At 66.1% G+C, this 16167-nt stretch carries 11 protein-coding genes; 10 read left to right on the top strand and 1 reads right to left on the bottom strand.

Features of this window, described 5'->3' with window-relative positions:
• Positions 1-71 precede the first annotated feature (71 nt).
• Positions 72-2954 carry a putative bifunctional diguanylate cyclase/phosphodiesterase gene (locus OU800_RS23605; RefSeq protein ID WP_268179972.1) on the top strand — a complete coding sequence of 961 codons (2883 nt, stop codon included), beginning with the start codon at positions 72-74 and terminating at the stop codon, positions 2952-2954.
• Between the two features lie 120 nt (positions 2955-3074).
• Positions 3075-3728, top strand: a complete 654-nt coding sequence (locus OU800_RS23600) for a hypothetical protein (protein ID WP_268179970.1) — start codon at positions 3075-3077, stop codon at positions 3726-3728.
• 308 nt (positions 3729-4036) lie between these two features.
• Here OU800_RS23600 and OU800_RS23595 read toward each other — a convergent pair whose 3' ends face one another.
• The gene (locus OU800_RS23595) at positions 4037-4462 is read right to left on the bottom strand and encodes a VOC family protein (protein ID WP_268179968.1); all 426 of its coding nucleotides are present in this window, start codon (positions 4460-4462) and stop codon (positions 4037-4039) included.
• A gap of 108 nt (positions 4463-4570) precedes the next feature.
• On the opposite strand from OU800_RS23595, the gene OU800_RS23590 reads away from it, so the two are divergent.
• From OU800_RS23590 to OU800_RS23555, 8 genes are all read left to right on the top strand, one after another.
• On the top strand, positions 4571-5431 hold the full coding sequence (locus OU800_RS23590) for a LysR family transcriptional regulator (protein WP_268179966.1): 861 nt from the start codon (positions 4571-4573) through the stop codon (positions 5429-5431).
• A gap of 60 nt (positions 5432-5491) precedes the next feature.
• Positions 5492-5998 (top strand): RNA polymerase sigma factor, encoded by a 507-nt coding sequence (locus OU800_RS23585; RefSeq protein WP_268179964.1) that lies wholly within the window; start codon positions 5492-5494, stop codon positions 5996-5998.
• Between the two features lie 101 nt (positions 5999-6099).
• Positions 6100-7050 (top strand): FecR family protein, encoded by a 951-nt coding sequence (locus OU800_RS23580; RefSeq protein ID WP_442964798.1) that lies wholly within the window; start codon positions 6100-6102, stop codon positions 7048-7050.
• A gap of 1128 nt (positions 7051-8178) precedes the next feature.
• Entirely contained in the window at positions 8179-10860 is a 2682-nt protein-coding gene (locus OU800_RS23575) for a TonB-dependent receptor (protein WP_268184424.1), read from the top strand.
• Between the two features lie 105 nt (positions 10861-10965).
• The gene (locus OU800_RS23570; RefSeq protein ID WP_268179962.1) at positions 10966-11583 is read left to right on the top strand and encodes a heme acquisition protein HasA; all 618 of its coding nucleotides are present in this window, start codon (positions 10966-10968) and stop codon (positions 11581-11583) included.
• 166 nt (positions 11584-11749) lie between these two features.
• Positions 11750-13507 carry a type I secretion system permease/ATPase gene (locus tag OU800_RS23565; protein ID WP_268179960.1) on the top strand — a complete coding sequence of 586 codons (1758 nt, stop codon included), beginning with the start codon at positions 11750-11752 and terminating at the stop codon, positions 13505-13507.
• Positions 13504-14820, top strand: a complete 1317-nt coding sequence (locus tag OU800_RS23560) for an HlyD family type I secretion periplasmic adaptor subunit (RefSeq protein ID WP_268179958.1) — start codon at positions 13504-13506, stop codon at positions 14818-14820. Before OU800_RS23565 ends, OU800_RS23560 begins: the two co-directional genes overlap by 4 nt.
• Entirely contained in the window at positions 14817-16154 is a 1338-nt protein-coding gene (locus OU800_RS23555; RefSeq protein ID WP_268179956.1) for a TolC family outer membrane protein, read from the top strand. The genes OU800_RS23560 and OU800_RS23555 overlap by 4 nt, the downstream gene beginning before the upstream one ends.
• Positions 16155-16167 lie beyond the last annotated feature (13 nt).

The following is a 16167-nucleotide window of genomic DNA, read 5'->3' as shown; positions in this document are numbered from 1 at the left end:
GCCATGTCAGGGTTCTGGCTGCTGTGTGCATTCGGCACAGCCCCTAGGCAGCTATTACAAGAACATCGCCTATGACCGCCACTACTAGCGCCGTATTACAAGAGGTGACGCTGGATCCGTCTCAGGTCGAGCGTCAGTTCGTCACGGATATCGCCGTCGAGCGTACGCGCCTGCTCTATCAGGGCTCGCGTCTACCTACATTACTGATGCTGCTGGTCGGTCTATCCGGCACCAGCTTGCTATGGAATCTGCAGGATGCCGTCCTGCTCGGTGTCTGGCTGGGCTGGTTGCTGTTGCTGGTGCTGTTGCGCCTGACCCAGGTGAAAGCGTTCAACACGGCCCTGCCGACCCGCCAGGCCGATCCTTACTGGCAGCGTATTTTCCTCTTCGGCGCCGGCCTTTCGGGCTTGACCCTGGCCTTCGCCGTGATCGTCCTGGTGCCGGCCGACGTGTTCTACCAGCAGGCGCTGGTCTATGGTCTGATCGCCGCCGCCATCCTCTCCGCCAGCGTTGCCTATGCCGTCAGCCTGCCGGCCTTTCTCACCTTCGCGCTACCCTGCATGGTGCCCTCGACGGCCTTCCTGCTGCTGGCGGGCAATCGCATCCAGCAGGGCTGGGGCCTGCTCAGCATCATCCTGTTCCTGGCCCTGCTGATCGTGGCCTGGCAGGTCAATCGCCTGGTGCAGCGCGGCTTGCTGCAGCGCTTCCAGAACCAGGCGCTGATCGCCAATCTGGAACATGCCAAGCGCCGTGCCGAAGGTCTCAACGAGGAGCTGGCGCGTGAGGTAGAGCAGCGTCGTCGTGCCGAGCGCGAGTTGCGTCGTGCCCATGGCGAGCTGGAGCGACGCGTGGCCGAGCGCACCCTGGAGCTGGACGAGGCGACCTACGCCCTGGGCAAGAGCCAGGCACGCCTGGCCCTGGCGTTGGAGGCCAGCGAACTGGGGTTGTGGGACTGGGAGCTGGAGAGTGACCAGGTACACCACACCCACCTGCGCGAGTTGTTCGGCCTGGAACCGGAGCAGGTGCAGGTGATGCTGCGCGACCTCACGCCACGCCTGCATCCCGATGACCTGCCGGTGTTGCGCCGGATGCTCATCGAGCACCTGAAAGGGCGCAGTGAGGATTACCACATCGAATACCGCGTGCGTCATGCCGACGGACACTGGGTGTGGGTCGAAGACCGAGGTCGCGCGGTGGAGCGCGACAGCGCCGGGCGCGTGCTGCGCATGCTCGGCACACGACGTGACGTCAGCGAGCGACGCCAGCAGCAAGAGCAGCAGCGCCTGGCGGCCATGGTGTTCGAGGCCGCCAGCGAGGGCATCTGCATCCTCGATGCGGATTTCCGTTTTCTCGCCGTCAACCGTGCCTTCAGCATCGTCACCGGCTACAGCCGTGAAGAGGTATTGGGGCGCAAGGTCATCAGCCTGCTCGGCAGCCGCGAGATGCGCCGCCAGTACCCGACGATTCTCCAGGAACTCGACAATAACGGTAGCTGGCAGGGCGAACTGATCGAAACGCGCAAGAGTGGCGAGCTCTACCCGCAATGGCTGCAGCTCAACCTGGTGCACGATGCCGCGGGCCGGCGCAGCCATATCGTCGGTTTCCTCGCCGACCTCACCGCGCGGCGTGAGGCCGAGGAGCGCCTGCGTTACCTCTCGCACTACGACGAGCTGACCGGCCTGGCCAACCGCAGCCTGTTCCGCGAGCGTCTGCACGAGGCCAGCCAGCGGGCTCGCCAGACGGGTCGCAGCATCGCCTTGCTGCATATCGATCTGGATCGCTTCAAGGTGCTCAACGACAGTCTTGGGCATGAGGTGGCCGATCAGTTGCTGCGCCAGATCAGCCGCCGCCTGACCCATACCGTGCCGGAGGCCGATTGCATCGCGCGGCTGTCCGGTGACGAGTTCGCCATCATTCTCGATGCCTACAGCAGCCTTTCCGGCCTGGCACGCATGGCCAGCCGCCTGCTGGCCAAGCTGCGCGTGCCGATGACCGCCGGTGGCCACGAACTGGTGGTCAGCGCCTCGCTGGGCATCAGCCTGCTGCCGGACTATGCGCGCGAGATCGGTGCCCTGATCAGCCAGGCCAACATGGCCGTGCAGCATGCCAAGCACCTCGGTGGTAACACTTTCCAGTTCTTCACCGAGAACCTGCAGGCTTGCACCCTGGAGCGGCTGCAACTGGAAAACCGCCTGCGCCGGGCGATCGAGGATGGGCAGCTAGAAGTCTTCTATCAGCCCAAGCTGGATCTGCGCGATGACAGCCTCAGCGCTGCCGAGGCGCTGGTGCGCTGGCGCCATCCCGAGCATGGGGTGATCTCTCCGGGCGAGTTCATCGGCCTGGCCGAGGAAACCGGGCTGATCATGCCCATCGGCGAGTTCGTCCTGCGCCAGGCCTGCCGCCAGGCACGCGCCTGGCAATTGCAGGGGCTGGCCAACATTCGTGTGTCGGTCAACCTGTCGATGCACCAGTTGCGCCAGGGCAACCTGACCAGCCTGGTGCGCCAGGTGCTCGATGACACCGGCCTGGAGCCGCACTGGCTTGAGCTGGAACTGACCGAGAGCCAGATGCTCGACAACGTCGACAGCGTCATCTCCACCTTCCAGCAACTGCGCGACATGGGGGTGAAGCTGGCCATCGACGACTTCGGCACTGGCTACAGCTCGCTCAGTTACCTCAAGCGCTTCCCGGTGGACTACGTGAAGATCGATCAGACCTTCATCCGCGACCTCTCGCCCGGTGGCGAGGATGCGGCGATCACCCGCGCCATCATCGCCATGGCCCACAGCCTGGAACTCAAGGTGGTGGCCGAGGGCGTGGAAACCCAGGCGCAGATGGACTTCCTCAAGAGCCAGGGCTGCGACGAGATCCAGGGCTATCTGATCAGTCGGCCACGCGATGCCATCGCCTTCGCCGAGCTGTTGAGTGCGCAACTCGACTCAGCGTTGCACTGAGAGCGTTTCCTCTCTACCCAACGTGCCTCGAGGCACGTGCGCCAACTGACGCAAAGATGGCTGCATCCGGCGCCCGCGCGCGCGATGCTGCAGACTCAGCCGTGAAGAAGGAGCCTAGCGATGCACAAAGCCCCATCCCTGAATATGGCTCAGCGTCTATTGCTGGCTTCGCAGAGCATGGCGCCCTTGGCGCTGAAGAGCGCCTTGGCGCAGCGGCTCGGTCCCGAGCAGACAGCGTTGCTGGCGCCGTACATGCCGGCCGAGCAATTGCGCGAGTTGATCCTCAACCTGCCGGTACCCTTCATTGCCCGCGCCATCATCCACCTCGACCCCCAGACGATTCTCGAGACCTACCTCAGCCTGCCGGACGAATTGCACCTGGAGGTAGCGCGCCAGCTCTGCGCCGACGGGGCTTTCGCCACCGCTGCCCGCTATGCCGAATGCCTCTCGCCGCGCCAGGTCAAGGTCTTGATCTATGGCATCAACGATGCCGAGCACATCCTGCAGATCGCCCGTTACATCGTCGATATCGGGCTCATCGTGCAGAGCCTGCGCACCTTCTCCACCCAGTACCTGTGCCGCCTGACCGAAGCGGCCTGGGCGGACGACAATGTGGCGATATCCGCACTGGTGCTTGGCGGTCTGCCACTGGCGCGCCAGGCAGACATCTGCGACCACCTTCCAGCTCAGGTGCGCGAGCCTCTGCTGCCACTGTTACTGGCCGCCAACCCCGAGCTGCACGAGCGCTTGCCCGAGCACCTGCAGCAGGCCTGAGGGCACCTCTAAAAACGTAGGCGAGGTAGCCAGCGAAATACCCATGGCGGCCCCGCAAAAACAGCCGCAACGACCAGCGGGAGTAACAGCCGAAGGCTGACCCGAAGGGCGAACGCAGTGAGTCAAGAAGCACTGGGCCCGCACTCGGGTTTACCTGTTGTAAATGAGCATTTTTGACGAGGGCGCCTAGCCTGGGCTCGCACGCGAGGCTGTTTTTAACGCAGCGATGGCAACGCACGACTGCATGGATGCAGGAGGTAGAGCGACGCAGGAAGCCAAAGCCGAGGTAGTTTTTAGAGGGGCCAGGCTCACTTGGCGAACAACTGGCCGATGTCCTTGAATGCCTTGAACTCCAGGGCATTGCCGCAAGGGTCAAGGAGGAACAGGGTGGCCTGTTCGCCGACTTGCCCCTGGAAGCGTACGTAAGGCTCGATGACGAACTTCGTCCCACGGCTGCGCAGGCGCTCGGCCAGCGCTTGCCAGTCGTCCCAGGCCAGTACCACGCCGAAATGTGGCACCGGCACGTCGTGGCCGTCCACCGGGTTGCTCGCGGCCGCCTCCTGATAGGCCATCTTCGGCGCCTCGTGGATCACCAACTGGTGGCCGAAGAAATCGAAATCCACCCAATGCGCACTGCTGCGGCCTTCGGCGCAGCCGAACAGCTCGCGGTAGAAGTGCCGCGCGGCGGCCAGGTCATGAACGGGAATCGCCAGGTGAAAGGGTGCAAGGGCCATCACGGATTTCCTCTGTTGGGTTTTCGGCCCAGCCTACCAACAGCGAAATCGATCGAAAGCGAATATTCTTGCTTGCAAGCTCAAATATTTTCGATCAATGGGGTGGCGATGCTGCGCGAACTGAAAACCTTCATCACCGTCGCCCGCCTGGGCACCTTCGCCGCCGCCGGCCAGCAGGTGGGGCTGACGCAATCGGCGGTCAGTGCGCAGATGCGCGTGCTCGAGCAGCACCTCGGTGTGCGCCTGTTCGACCGCAGCGGCCGCGCTGCCGTGCTCAATGCAGCGGGGCGCCATGCGTTGCCGCTGGCCGAGCAGATGCTCGCACTGTACGCGCAGATGGCGCTGCCACAGGCAGCCGATCAGTGGCAGGGCGAGCTGCGTGTCGGCGCCATCGCCACCTTGCAGACCGGCTTGCTGGCTGAGGCGCTGCCGCGTTTTCGCCAGCTCGCGCCGCTGGTCGAGCTGAAACTGGTGCCAGGAGTATCGCTGCAATTGTTCAGCCAACTGGATGCCGGCGAACTGGATCTGGCCTTGCTGATCAAGCCGCCTTTCGCCCTGCCCAAGGAGGTGCTGGAAGTGCCCCTGGCGCGCGAGCCCTTCGTGCTGATCGCGCCCTTGCACGTGAAGGGGGACGAGCCGCTGCAACTGCTCGCCGAGCAGCCCTTCGTGCGTTACGACCGCACCTCCTTCGGCGGGCGCCAGGTGACCCGCTTTCTCCGCGAGCAGCGCCTGAACGTGCGCGAGGCCCTGGAGCTGGACGAAGTGGAGGCCATCGTGCGCCTGGTGGAGAACGGCATGGGCGTGGCCTTGGTGCCGCGCGCTGGCCTGTGGTTGCAGCGGCCGACGCGCGTGCGGGTGATCGAGCTGGGCGAGCTGAGCTTTCATCGCGAGCTGGTGGCCCTGGTGCGCCGGGCGCAGCGTCAGCCCGCACTGGATTGTCTGCTGCACTGTCTTGATGCGACGAATTGAAAATGGTTCTCAATAAAAATAAGATGCATTTCCCTCTCGCCCAAGACCAGGGATGCACGATTGTCGGACTTGGATCTCAAAGGCCTGTTCCAGAAGCACGCCAAGGCCTTGCACAGCTTTCTGTTGAGCAAGAGCCGTGACCCGCACCTGGCTGCCGACCTCACTCAGGAAAGCTTCCTGCGCCTGGCCGAGCAGCGCACCGGCGAGCGCATCGACAATTCGGCGGCCTACCTCTACCGCACCGCCAGCAACCTGCTGATCGACCACCAGCGCCAGCAGATCCGGCGCAAGACCGATCTGCTCGGCGAGGACGTGCTGCATGAGGTCGAGGCCGCCGGCAGCTCGCTGGACGACATCACCGCCGCGTCCCAGAGCGTCGAGCGCCTGCAACGCGCCATCGCCGAGCTGCCGCCACGCACCCAAGCCATCTTCCGCCTCAACCGGATCGACGGCCTGACTCACGCTCAGGTAGCGCAGACCCTGGGAATTTCCGACAGCTCGGTGCAAAAGCACCTGGCCCGTGCCCTGGCGCATGTGATGGCGTGCCTGGACGACGAGCGGGCATGACGGAGCATTACGGTAAGATCCACCGTCGCGCGTCATTACCTGAAAGGGGCCTGCGCCGCCCAGCCCGCAACGACCCATAACGAGATCCGAGAGTGAGCCTGATTAGCCAAGAACCACAGCAGCGGAGTGTCCGCGAGGTGGCCGCCGAGTGGGCGGTGCTGCTGGCCGATGCCCCGCTCGACGACGCCCAGCGGCAGGCGCTGCAACAATGGTTGCAGGCCGATGCCGGGCATGTCGAAGCGCTGGCCGTGGCCCAGCGCACCTGGGCCGCTTTGGGTCGCTTACCGGCCACGCCGCCCATGGTTGCCGTTGCGCCCGGCCGGCGCGCTCGACCGCGCCGGCCTGCGCGCCTGCGCCGCTGGGGGGCGGCGGCTTGTCTGGCGCTGCTGCTCGGCGGGTTGGGTCTGGGCCAGAGCGAACGGCTGCTCCTGCCGCTGCTGGCCGATCAGCGCACCGCCGCTGGTGAGGTGCGCAGCCTGACCCTGGAAGATGGCAGCGAAGTGACTCTGGACGGCGCCAGTGCCATCCGCCTGGATTATTCCAGCGGCCAGCGCCGGGTCGAGCTGCTCGCCGGGGCGGCGATCTTCCAGGTCGCGCCGCAGGCCGACCGACCCTTCGTCGTCGCGGCGGCCGGCGGCAGCGTCCAGGCCCTGGGTACGCGCTTTCTGGTGCAGCGCGAAGCGGACGAAACGCGGGTGGGCGTGCTCGAACATGCCGTGCAGGTGAGCGCCATGGGCCAGCAGCGGCGCCTGGAGGAAGGTCACAGCCTGTGCTACGACGCCCAGGGCCTGCATGACCTGGCGCTCGACCTGCCGCGCACCACCAGTTGGCAACGGGGGCTATTGATCTTCGACCGCCAGCCGCTGGGGCAGGTGATCGAACGGATCAACCGGTATCGGCCGGGTCATATCTTCATCGGTGATGATGCGCTGGCGCAGCGTGAGGTCAGTGGGGTTTTCCGCCTTGACGGGCTGGACGCCGCCTTGGCCACCCTGACGCGGGAGATGCATCTGCAGCATCGTGAGTTGCTGGGAGTCAGTCTGCTCTACTGAGGCCGGTGCGGCTCGCTCGAAAACGGCAGGGAGAATTGGGGGCGTGGTTTCTTTGGGCGATCAGGCTTGATACCGGGCTGGCAATACGGTGTGAGTTGTTCTGGTGCCTGTTCCGAATTGCCGCGTTTTTGCTGATGTTTTTGGTTTCGCCCTCCCGGGCGAGTCACTTTTGCGGGGCAAAAGTAACCAAAACCCTCCGCCCGGTCATCCGGCCCTCGCTGCGCGAGGGTTCGCTCACTCCATCGCCGCTCCAGAGGCCCGCCGCGGTGGGCCATCCCTGGCCCATCGCGGCTTTCGCGGCATCCATGCCGCTCAACCTCTTCCACGACGACTCCGTTCGCCCTCCTGGGCGGGCTCTGCACGCGCCTGAACGCGAGGTAACCCAGAAGTAGCACGGAGTGCTTGAACATTGGTCAGCCTTAGGGCTGACCTGAATGCCGGCTGCAAGCCGGCAAGCTGTTCAATACATGAAACTGCGCGAATGAAAGTATTGGTTTAATTCGACGGCCACATCGCAACTTTACAGCTACCAGAACACGCCAGGCGTACCTTGGAATGCCGGTTCGTTCAGGCGCGCGAATGTCCCCCTTCAGGAGGGTGAGTGGAATCGTTGTGTAGAGGGTTGAGCGGCATGGATGCCGCGAGAGCCGCGACTGGCCAGGGATGGCCCTTCGTCGGTGGGCCGCATCCGGTCGGGCCCTCGGAGCAATGATGGAACGAACGAACCCCGGCGCAGCCGGGGCCGGATGGCGGGGGTGCGTTTCTTTTGCTTACTTTTCTTTGCGCTGGGCGGCAATCCGATTTCAAAGAAAAGTGAGTCGCCCGAGGGGGCGAAACCCGGACTATCTGAAGACACCCAAAGCGGCGTCCAAGACACTCAACGAACCAACACACAAACTTGCCAGTCCGGTATCAATCAAGCATCTCCCCTCACCAGAAACGAACCATCAAAAATTTTCCAGATTGCCTTACTGACTTTCCACGCATCGCGCGTCTTTGTTGTTAGTGATTTTCATTAACAACAACGGAATGGAGTCAGTCGTGAGTCATAGTCGTCGCGTAGTACCTCCCACCCGGCGCCGGGGCGGCTCGCTGCCGCTGCTTGGCGGTGTCGCGTTGGGGGTTGCCATGGCCATGAACGGCCTTGCCTTCGCTGCCCAGCCGGCAGCCGAGGCGGCCAGCACCCAGCATCAACTGGTGGCCTTCGATATCGCCGCCCAGCCGCTGGATCGCGCCGCCCTGGCCTTCGCCGAGCAGGCCGGGGTGCAGGTGTTCTTCGACAGCGCGCGCCTGCAGGACTTGGCCAGCACGCCGCTGAAAGGGCGCTACTCGCTCGATGAGGGCCTCCGCCGCCTGCTCGGCAGCGCGCCGGTGGACTACCGCTTCGACGGCGCGCAGCAGGTTACCCTGATCCGCCGGGGCGTGGGCGCCGAGCAGGCATTGCAGTTGCAACCCACCAACGTGCAGAGCCAGTGGCTCAGCGAACGCCAGGAAACCTACCTCAAGCCGCGCTCGGTGGCGGTGATCGACCGCGAGCAGATCGACCGGCGCCCGCCCCGGCATGCCGCCGACATGCTCGAGGAAACCTCCGGCGTCTACACCGCCGTCAACCAGCGCGACCCTGGCCTGTCGGTGAACATCCGCGGCGTGCAGGACTATGGCCGGGTCAACATGAACGTCGACGGCATGCGCCAGAACTTCAGCGTCAACGGCCACCAGCAGCGTAACGGGGTGATGTTCGTCGATCCCGAATTCATCTCCAGCGTGGAGATCTACAAGGGTACCAGCGCCGGCATGGGCGGCGCCGGGGTGCTGGGCGGCATCGCTTCGTTCAACTCGGTCGAGGCGCGCGAGTTCCTCGGCGAGGGCAAGGAATACGGTGGGCGTCTGCGCGGCGGGCATGGCATCGGCGAACTGGGCAATGGCACCTACTTCAACGGCAGCGCCCTGTTCGCCTTCGGCAACGAGATAGGCGACGTGCTGCTGGGCGTCAGCGAGCGTCACTTCGGTGACTATCGCGCCGGTACCCAGGACAAGGACAACCTCGGCAGCGAGATCCGCATTCGCACTATCGCGCCGCGCGCCTGGGAGGACTGGCTGGAGTCCGAGGTGGGGGAAATGGACAGCGTGACCCGCTCGCGCCTGTTCAAGCTGGGCTTGAATCTGCCGACGGATCAGCGCCTGCAACTGAGTTACATGGAGTACGACACCGACAGCAAGGATGCCTGGGCCTATATCGCTGATGACAACCAGAGCACCTATTACCGCCGCCAGGGCACCAGCGACGTGATCGCCCGCAACACCGCGCTGGACTATAGCTACAGCCCCGACAACGACCTGATCGATTTCAAGGCCAAGCTCTATTACGTCAGCACCCGCCAGGATCGCTGGAATGCCGGCAGCGCGGCCAGCCCGGGCAGCGGCAACTGGTACCCCGACTACAGCGACAAGTACCGTACCGATACCTGGGGCCTGCAACTGCAGAACACCTCACGCTTCTACCTGGGCGACGCGCACCAGTTCGCCTTCACCTATGGCAGCGAACTGTTCCGCGACAGCTTCAAGCCCTCGACCGCACGTACCCCCTCGACCAACGAAACGGCCTACCCCTATATCAAGGGCGCCACGCCGGAGGGCGAGCGCACCCTGGCCAGCCTGTTCGGCCAGGTGATCTACGACTACGAGCAGTGGCTGACGCTTGATGCCGGGCTGCGCTACGACCGCTATCGCCTGGAGGGCGACACGGGCCTTACGGGGTGGATGCTGCCCGAGGGCCAGTTCACCGCCAGCAACAATGTGGAGCGCTCGCTGGTCTATGACGTGGATCGTGAAGAGGGACGTTTTTCGCCGACCCTGGGCCTCGCGATCAAACCGGGGGTGGACTGGCTGCAGCTCTACACCCGTTGGGGCAAGGGCTGGCGTCCACCGGCTGTGACCGAGGCCTTCATGTCTGGCCGCCCTCATGGCGGCGGTAACGAGATGGTCTATCCCAACCCCTTCCTCGAAGCGGAGCGCTCGTACAACTGGGAGGCCGGCTTCAACGTCTTCAAGGAATCCTTGCTGCGTGACGGCGACCGCCTGGGTATCAAGGTGGCCTATTTCGATACCCGTATCGACGATTTCTCCTTCATGGATATCAACGTCAGCGTGCCGGGAGCTACGGTGGGCGGCACGGCCCTTGGCCGCTCGGCCTACCAGAACAACCTGAAGCAGACGCGCTTTCGCGGTGTCGAGTACAACCTCGATTACGACGCCGGTGACTACTACGCGCAGCTCAGCTACACCCACATGATCGGCAGCAACGAGTTCTGCTCGAAGGACTTCTACCTGGGCGGGGCGCAGAAGCGTGTGCAGGTGGGCACCGTCACCACCTTCATCCGCGTCGGGACGCGCCTGATTCCGGTGCGGCGGCCCCTCTACGAGGCGCAGCCCAACGAGGCGCTGAACGAGCAGGTTTCCTGCAATCACATCATGGGCAATGCCGCCTACATGCCGGCTGATCGCGGCTCGCTGACCCTGGGCATGCGCTTTCTCGACAGACGCCTGGATCTGGGCGCGCGCCTGCGTTACAGCGCCGGCAATGGCGAGAACCTCGACAACCACTCCTACTCGCAGATCGATCAGGCGCTCTGGCCGCAGTACAAGGTCTACGACCTCTACGCCAGTTACTGGATGACCAGCAGCCTGAACCTGGCGCTGTCGATGGAGAACGTCACCGACCAGGCCTACTTCGTCGCCATGGGCGATGCCAACAACCTGTCCCTGGCCCGTGGCCGCACCCTCACCGGGATGCTCGAGTATCGCTTCTGAACGGCCCCGGCCAAGGGGCCGGGGCAAGGCTTTGCCCAGGTTGGGCAAAGGCGCTGCAGCCTGTTGCAGCAGCGTCCAACACACCCTGTCACACGAGGACTTGTCATGAGCGTTTCCGTTACCTACGACCCGATTTTCGGCAGCTCCACCATCGACGATTACCTGGCCTTCTGGACGAGCGGCTTCGCCACTGCCGGCCATGGTCAGAGCAACACCGGTGGTTTCAGCAACGGCACATTCAGTGGCGACCAGTACGCCACCCACGGCGCCAATGGCTCGGACTACGCCTTCATCGCCGACAGCGACACCAGCAATGGCCTGCACTACGTGTTCAACCCGCTGTTGCCGGCCAGCAGCAACCAGAACCACTACCTCTACGGGGAACTGGACAACGTCTCCCTGGGCGAGGTGCTTGGCGGTGGTTCGGGCAGCGATTTCACCCTGAGCAACTACGTGGTCACCTTCAGCGGTCTGGATCTGTCCGCCGCTTACGGTGCTGGCCGTGCCGGCAACGAAGTGCACGAAACCATCTATGGCCTGATGCAGGGCAACACCGCGCCGCTGGAATCGGTGCTGGACGAGCTGTTCGCCGCCTATGGCGTGTCCACCGACGACACCTTCGACGTGGTCGCCGCCGCCCTGGCTGCCGGCCCGCTGAGCAGCAGCTCGGCCGAGACGGTCGGCGTAGCGGAGCTGGCCGACGACCTGGCCATGGCGGCCTGATCGCGCGGTGATGAAAAAGGCGGCGGGGAGATCGCTCTCCCGGCCGCCGGCAACGACTACCGTGGTGCTGGCCTGAACAACTCGCGCCACGGTGGCCGAAGGAATTCTCGACATTCGCGGCCTGCTGCGTCAATCGCGGCAGGCGGCGTTTCTGGGGTGCTACGGCATGCAACCTGGCAATGAAATCCTCGCCGCGCTGGCCACCTGCCGGCGCGGCTTCGTCAGCGTCGGCGCGTTCAGCGCGGTGATCAACCTGCTGATGCTGGCGCCGGCGCTGTACATGCTGCAGGTCTACGACCGCGTACTGGCCTCCGGCAACCACATGACCCTGGCCATGCTGACGCTGATGGCGCTTGGTCTGTACCTCTTCATGGGCCTGCTGGAATGGGTGCGCAGCCTGGTGGTGATTCGCCTCGGCGCGCAGATCGACCAGCGCCTGGGTGAGCGCGTCTACGACGCCACCTTCGATGCCAGCCTGCGCCTCGGTCGTGGCAGCAGCGCGCAGCCGCTCAACGACCTGACCAGCCTGCGCCAGTTCGCCACCGGCAACGCCCTGTTCGCCCTGTTCGATGCACCCTGGTTCCCGCTCTACCTGGCCGTGCTGTTTCTCTTCCACCCCTGGCTCGGCTGGTTGGCGCTGGGCGGTGCGGCGTTGCTGCTGGCGCTGACCTGGGGCAACCAGTGGCTGACCCGCGCGCCATTGGCCGAGGCCGGGCAACTGGCGATCCAGGCCACCCAGGCGGCCAGCTCGCACCTGCGCAACGCCGAGGCCACCGAGGCCATGGGCATGCTGGCGCGCCTGCGTCAGCGCTGGCAGGCCGAGCATGGCCGCTTCCTGCACCTGCAGAACCACGCCAGCGAGCAGGGCGCGGGCTTTAGCGCGGCGTCCAAGGCCGTGCGCCTGGCCTTGCAGTCGCTGATGCTCGGCCTCGGCGCGCTGCTGGCGGTGGACGGGCAGATCACCCCCGGCATGATGATCGCTGGCTCCATCCTCGCCGGGCGCGTGCTCGGCCCGCTGGATCAACTGATCAATGCCTGGAAACAGTGGAGCGGCGCGCAGCAGGCCTACCAGCGCCTGCGCGATCTGCTCCGCGCGCAGCCGCCGCGCACTTGCGGCATGAGCCTGCCGGCGCCGCGTGGCGCCCTGCGTGTGGAGCAGTTGTCGGCCTGCGCGCCGGGCTCGCGCACGCCGGTGCTGGCCGGGGTCAGCTTCGCCCTGGAGCCGGGTCAGCGCCTGGTGGTGCTGGGCCCGTCCGGTTGTGGCAAGTCCAGCCTGGCGCGCCTGCTGGTGGCGGCGCAGGCACCGCTGGCCGGCAAGGTGCGCCTGGACGGCGCCGACCTGCAGCAGTGGCACAAGGACGCGCTCGGCCCACACCTGGGCTACCTGCCGCAGGACGTGCAACTGTTCGCCGGCAGCATCGCCGAGAACATCGCCCGCTTCGCCGAGGTGGAGGCGGACAAGGTGGTCGCCGCGGCGCAGATGGCTGGGGTGCACGAACTGATCCTGCGCCTGCCGCAGGGCTACGACACGCGCCTGGGCGAGGGCGGCGCCGGGCTCTCCGGTGGGCAGAAGCAGCGCATCGGCCTGGCCCGCGCGGTCTATGGCCTGCCGGCGCTGATCGTGCTCGACGAGCCTGACGCCAATCTCGACGAAGCAGGGGAGCAGGCGCTGCTGGCGGCGTTAGACCGTTTGCGCGAACAGGGCCGCACCCTGGTGCTGGTCAGCCATCGCCCGGCACTGCTCGCGGGCGCCGATCAACTGCTGGTGCTACGCGGCGGGCAGATGCAGGCCTTCGGCCCGGCCAGCCGGGTGCTGCAGGACCTGCAGCAGGCCGCACGCCCGGCGGCGCAGAACGCACCGGTACGGCGTGTCACGCCGACACTGAGCATGAGCTATGGCGCCGTGCCGGGAGGCCCACGATGAGCGCGCCAGTTTCGCTGCCCCCTCTGCATGTGGTCGATGCCCGGGCGCCGACGCGGCTCGGCTGGTGGCTGCTGCTCGCCGGCTTCGGCGGCTTTCTCGCCTGGGCCGCGCTGGCGCCGTTGGACAAGGGCGTGCCGGTGAGCGGCACGGTGATGGTCAGCGGCAACCGCCAGGCGCTGCAGCATCCCACGGGCGGCACGGTGCGACGCATCCTGGCCCGCGATGGTGATGCGGTGCAGGCCGGCCAGCCGCTGCTGGAGCTGGACGACCAGGCCTTGCAGGCACAGGCCGAGGCTCTGCGTGCGCAACTGATCGGTAGCCGCGCCAGCGCCGCGCGCCTGGCTGCCGAGCGCGATGGCGCGGCGGACATCGACTTCGACCCCTGGTTGCTGGCGCGTGCGGATGACCCTTTGGCGCTCGCCAGCCTGGAGTTGCAACGCCAGTTGTTCGCCAGCCGCCGTCAGGCCCTGGCCCTGGAACTCGACGGCCTGGCGCAGAACCTGGCCGGCAGCGAGGCACAACTGGGTGGCCTGCGTGCGCTGCATGGCAGCAAGCAAGCGCAGTTGCGCGTGCTCGACGAGCAACTGCTGGGCCTGCGCGAACTGGCGGCCGAGCAGTACATCCCGCGCAATCGCCTGCTCGATGCCGAACGCCAGCGGGCCGAGCTGAGCGGCCTGTTGGCCGACGACGCCGGGCGCATCGGCCAGTTGCAGCGGCAGATCGCCGAACTGCGCCTGCGCGCCGCGCAGCGCCGCGAGCAGTTTCAGGAACAGGTGCGCAGCCAACTGGCCGAGGCGCAGATTCGCAGCGAGGAGCTGCACCATCGCCTGGCCGGGGTCGAGATCGAATTGCAGCGTACCCTGCTGCGGGCACCGGCCAGCGGCCTGGTGGTCGGCCTCAGCGTGTTCACCGAAGGCGGTGTGGTCGCGCCCGGCCAGGCGCTGATGGAGATTGTCCCGCAGGATCAACCGCTGCTGGTCGAAGGCCGTCTGAGCCCGGCGCTGGTGGACAAGGTGCATCCCGGCCTGCCGGTGGAGCTGCTGTTCACCGCCTTCGAGCAGCGCACCACGCCACGGGTCGCTGGCACCCTGGAGCTGGTTTCCGCCGACCGCCTGCAGGACGAACGCAGCGGCGAGCCGTACTACGCCATCCGCATTCGCGTGGACGAAGACGCCATGCAGCCACTGGCCGGCCTGCGCATCCGCCCCGGCATGCCGGTGGAGGCCTTTATCCGCAGTGGCGAGCGCTCGCTGCTCAACTACCTGTTCAAGCCGCTGCTCGACCGTACCCACCTGGCCCTGGCGGAGGAATGAGCGTGCGCCTGCTGTGCTTCTGCTTGCTGTTGTGCTGTGCCCTGCCGGCAAACGCCCTCGGCCTGCTCGACGCCTATGCCCTGGCGCTGCGCCATGACCCGAGTTTCCAGGCTGCCATTGCCGAGCGCGATGCCGGCCTGGAGAACCAGGCCATCGGCCGCGCCGGGTTGCTGCCACGGCTGTCGTGGAGCTACAGCAACCAGCGTAACGACTCGCAGGTGACGGCCGGCGAGCGCCGCGTCGAGCGCGACTACCGCAGTTACGCCTCGGTGCTCAGCTTGCAGCAACCCTTGTTCGATTACGCCGCCTGGGCCGATTACCGCCAGGGCGTGGCGCGCACCTTGTTGGCCGACGAGCGCTTTCGCGCGCGCAGCCAGGAACTGGCGGTGCGCCTTTTCGAGGCCTACAGCCAGGCCTTGTTGAGTGACGAGCGCATCGCCCTGGCGCGTGCCCAGCGCCGCGCGCTGGCCGAACGCCTGCAGCTCAACCAGCGTCTGCTGCGGGCCGGCGAGGGCACCCGTACCGATGCGCTGGAAACCGAGGCGCGCCTGGCCCTGGCCGAGGCCGAACTGATCCAGGCGCAGGACGACCTGGACCTGGCCCTGCGCGCGCTGGAGGCCATCATCGGCGAGCCGCTGGCGCGCAGCGACCTGCAGCCGCTGCTCGAGGATTTTCCCATCCAGCCGCCGCAGCCGGCGCGTTTCGAGGCCTGGCGCGACCTGGCCATGGCCGCCAACGCCGAGCTGGCCGCGCAGCGGCGCGCCGTCGAGGTGGCGGCTCAGGGCATCGAGAAGCAGCGTGCCGGCCACCTGCCGACCCTGAGCTTGGTGGCCAACAGTCGCCTGACCAACTCCGATTCGGAGAGCAGCTACAACCAGCGCTACGACACCGACAGCATCGGCATCCAGCTCAGCCTGCCGTTGTTCGCCGGTGGCGGGGTGAGCGCGGCGACCCGGCAGGCCACGGCCGCCCATGTGCAGGCCGGCTTCGAGCTGGATGCGCAGACCGCCGAGGTGCTCACCCGCCTGCGTCAGCAGTTCAATCTGTGCAACAGCGCCGCCGCGCGCGTACGTGCCTATCGCCTGGCGGTGAGCGCGGCCGAGACGCTGGTGGCGGCGACGCGCAGGAGCGTGGCCGGCGGCGAGCGAGTCAACCTCGACGTGCTCGACGCCGAGCAGCAACTGCATGGTGCCCGCCGCGACCTGGCCGAGGCGCGGCACGGCTACCTGCGCGCCTGGTTGCAGCTACGCCAGTTGGCCGGCCAGCTCGATGTCACGGACTTGCAGCGCCTGGCCGGTTACTTCAGTGAGGTGCGGATTACTGACAAAGGCTGAGTGATTCGTCCTT

This window comes from Pseudomonas sp. GOM7 (assembly GCF_026723825.1).
Taxonomy (GTDB): domain Bacteria; phylum Pseudomonadota; class Gammaproteobacteria; order Pseudomonadales; family Pseudomonadaceae; genus Aquipseudomonas.
The sequence above is the reverse complement of the archived record's forward strand: the minus strand, read 5'-3'. Positions and strand labels throughout refer to the sequence as shown.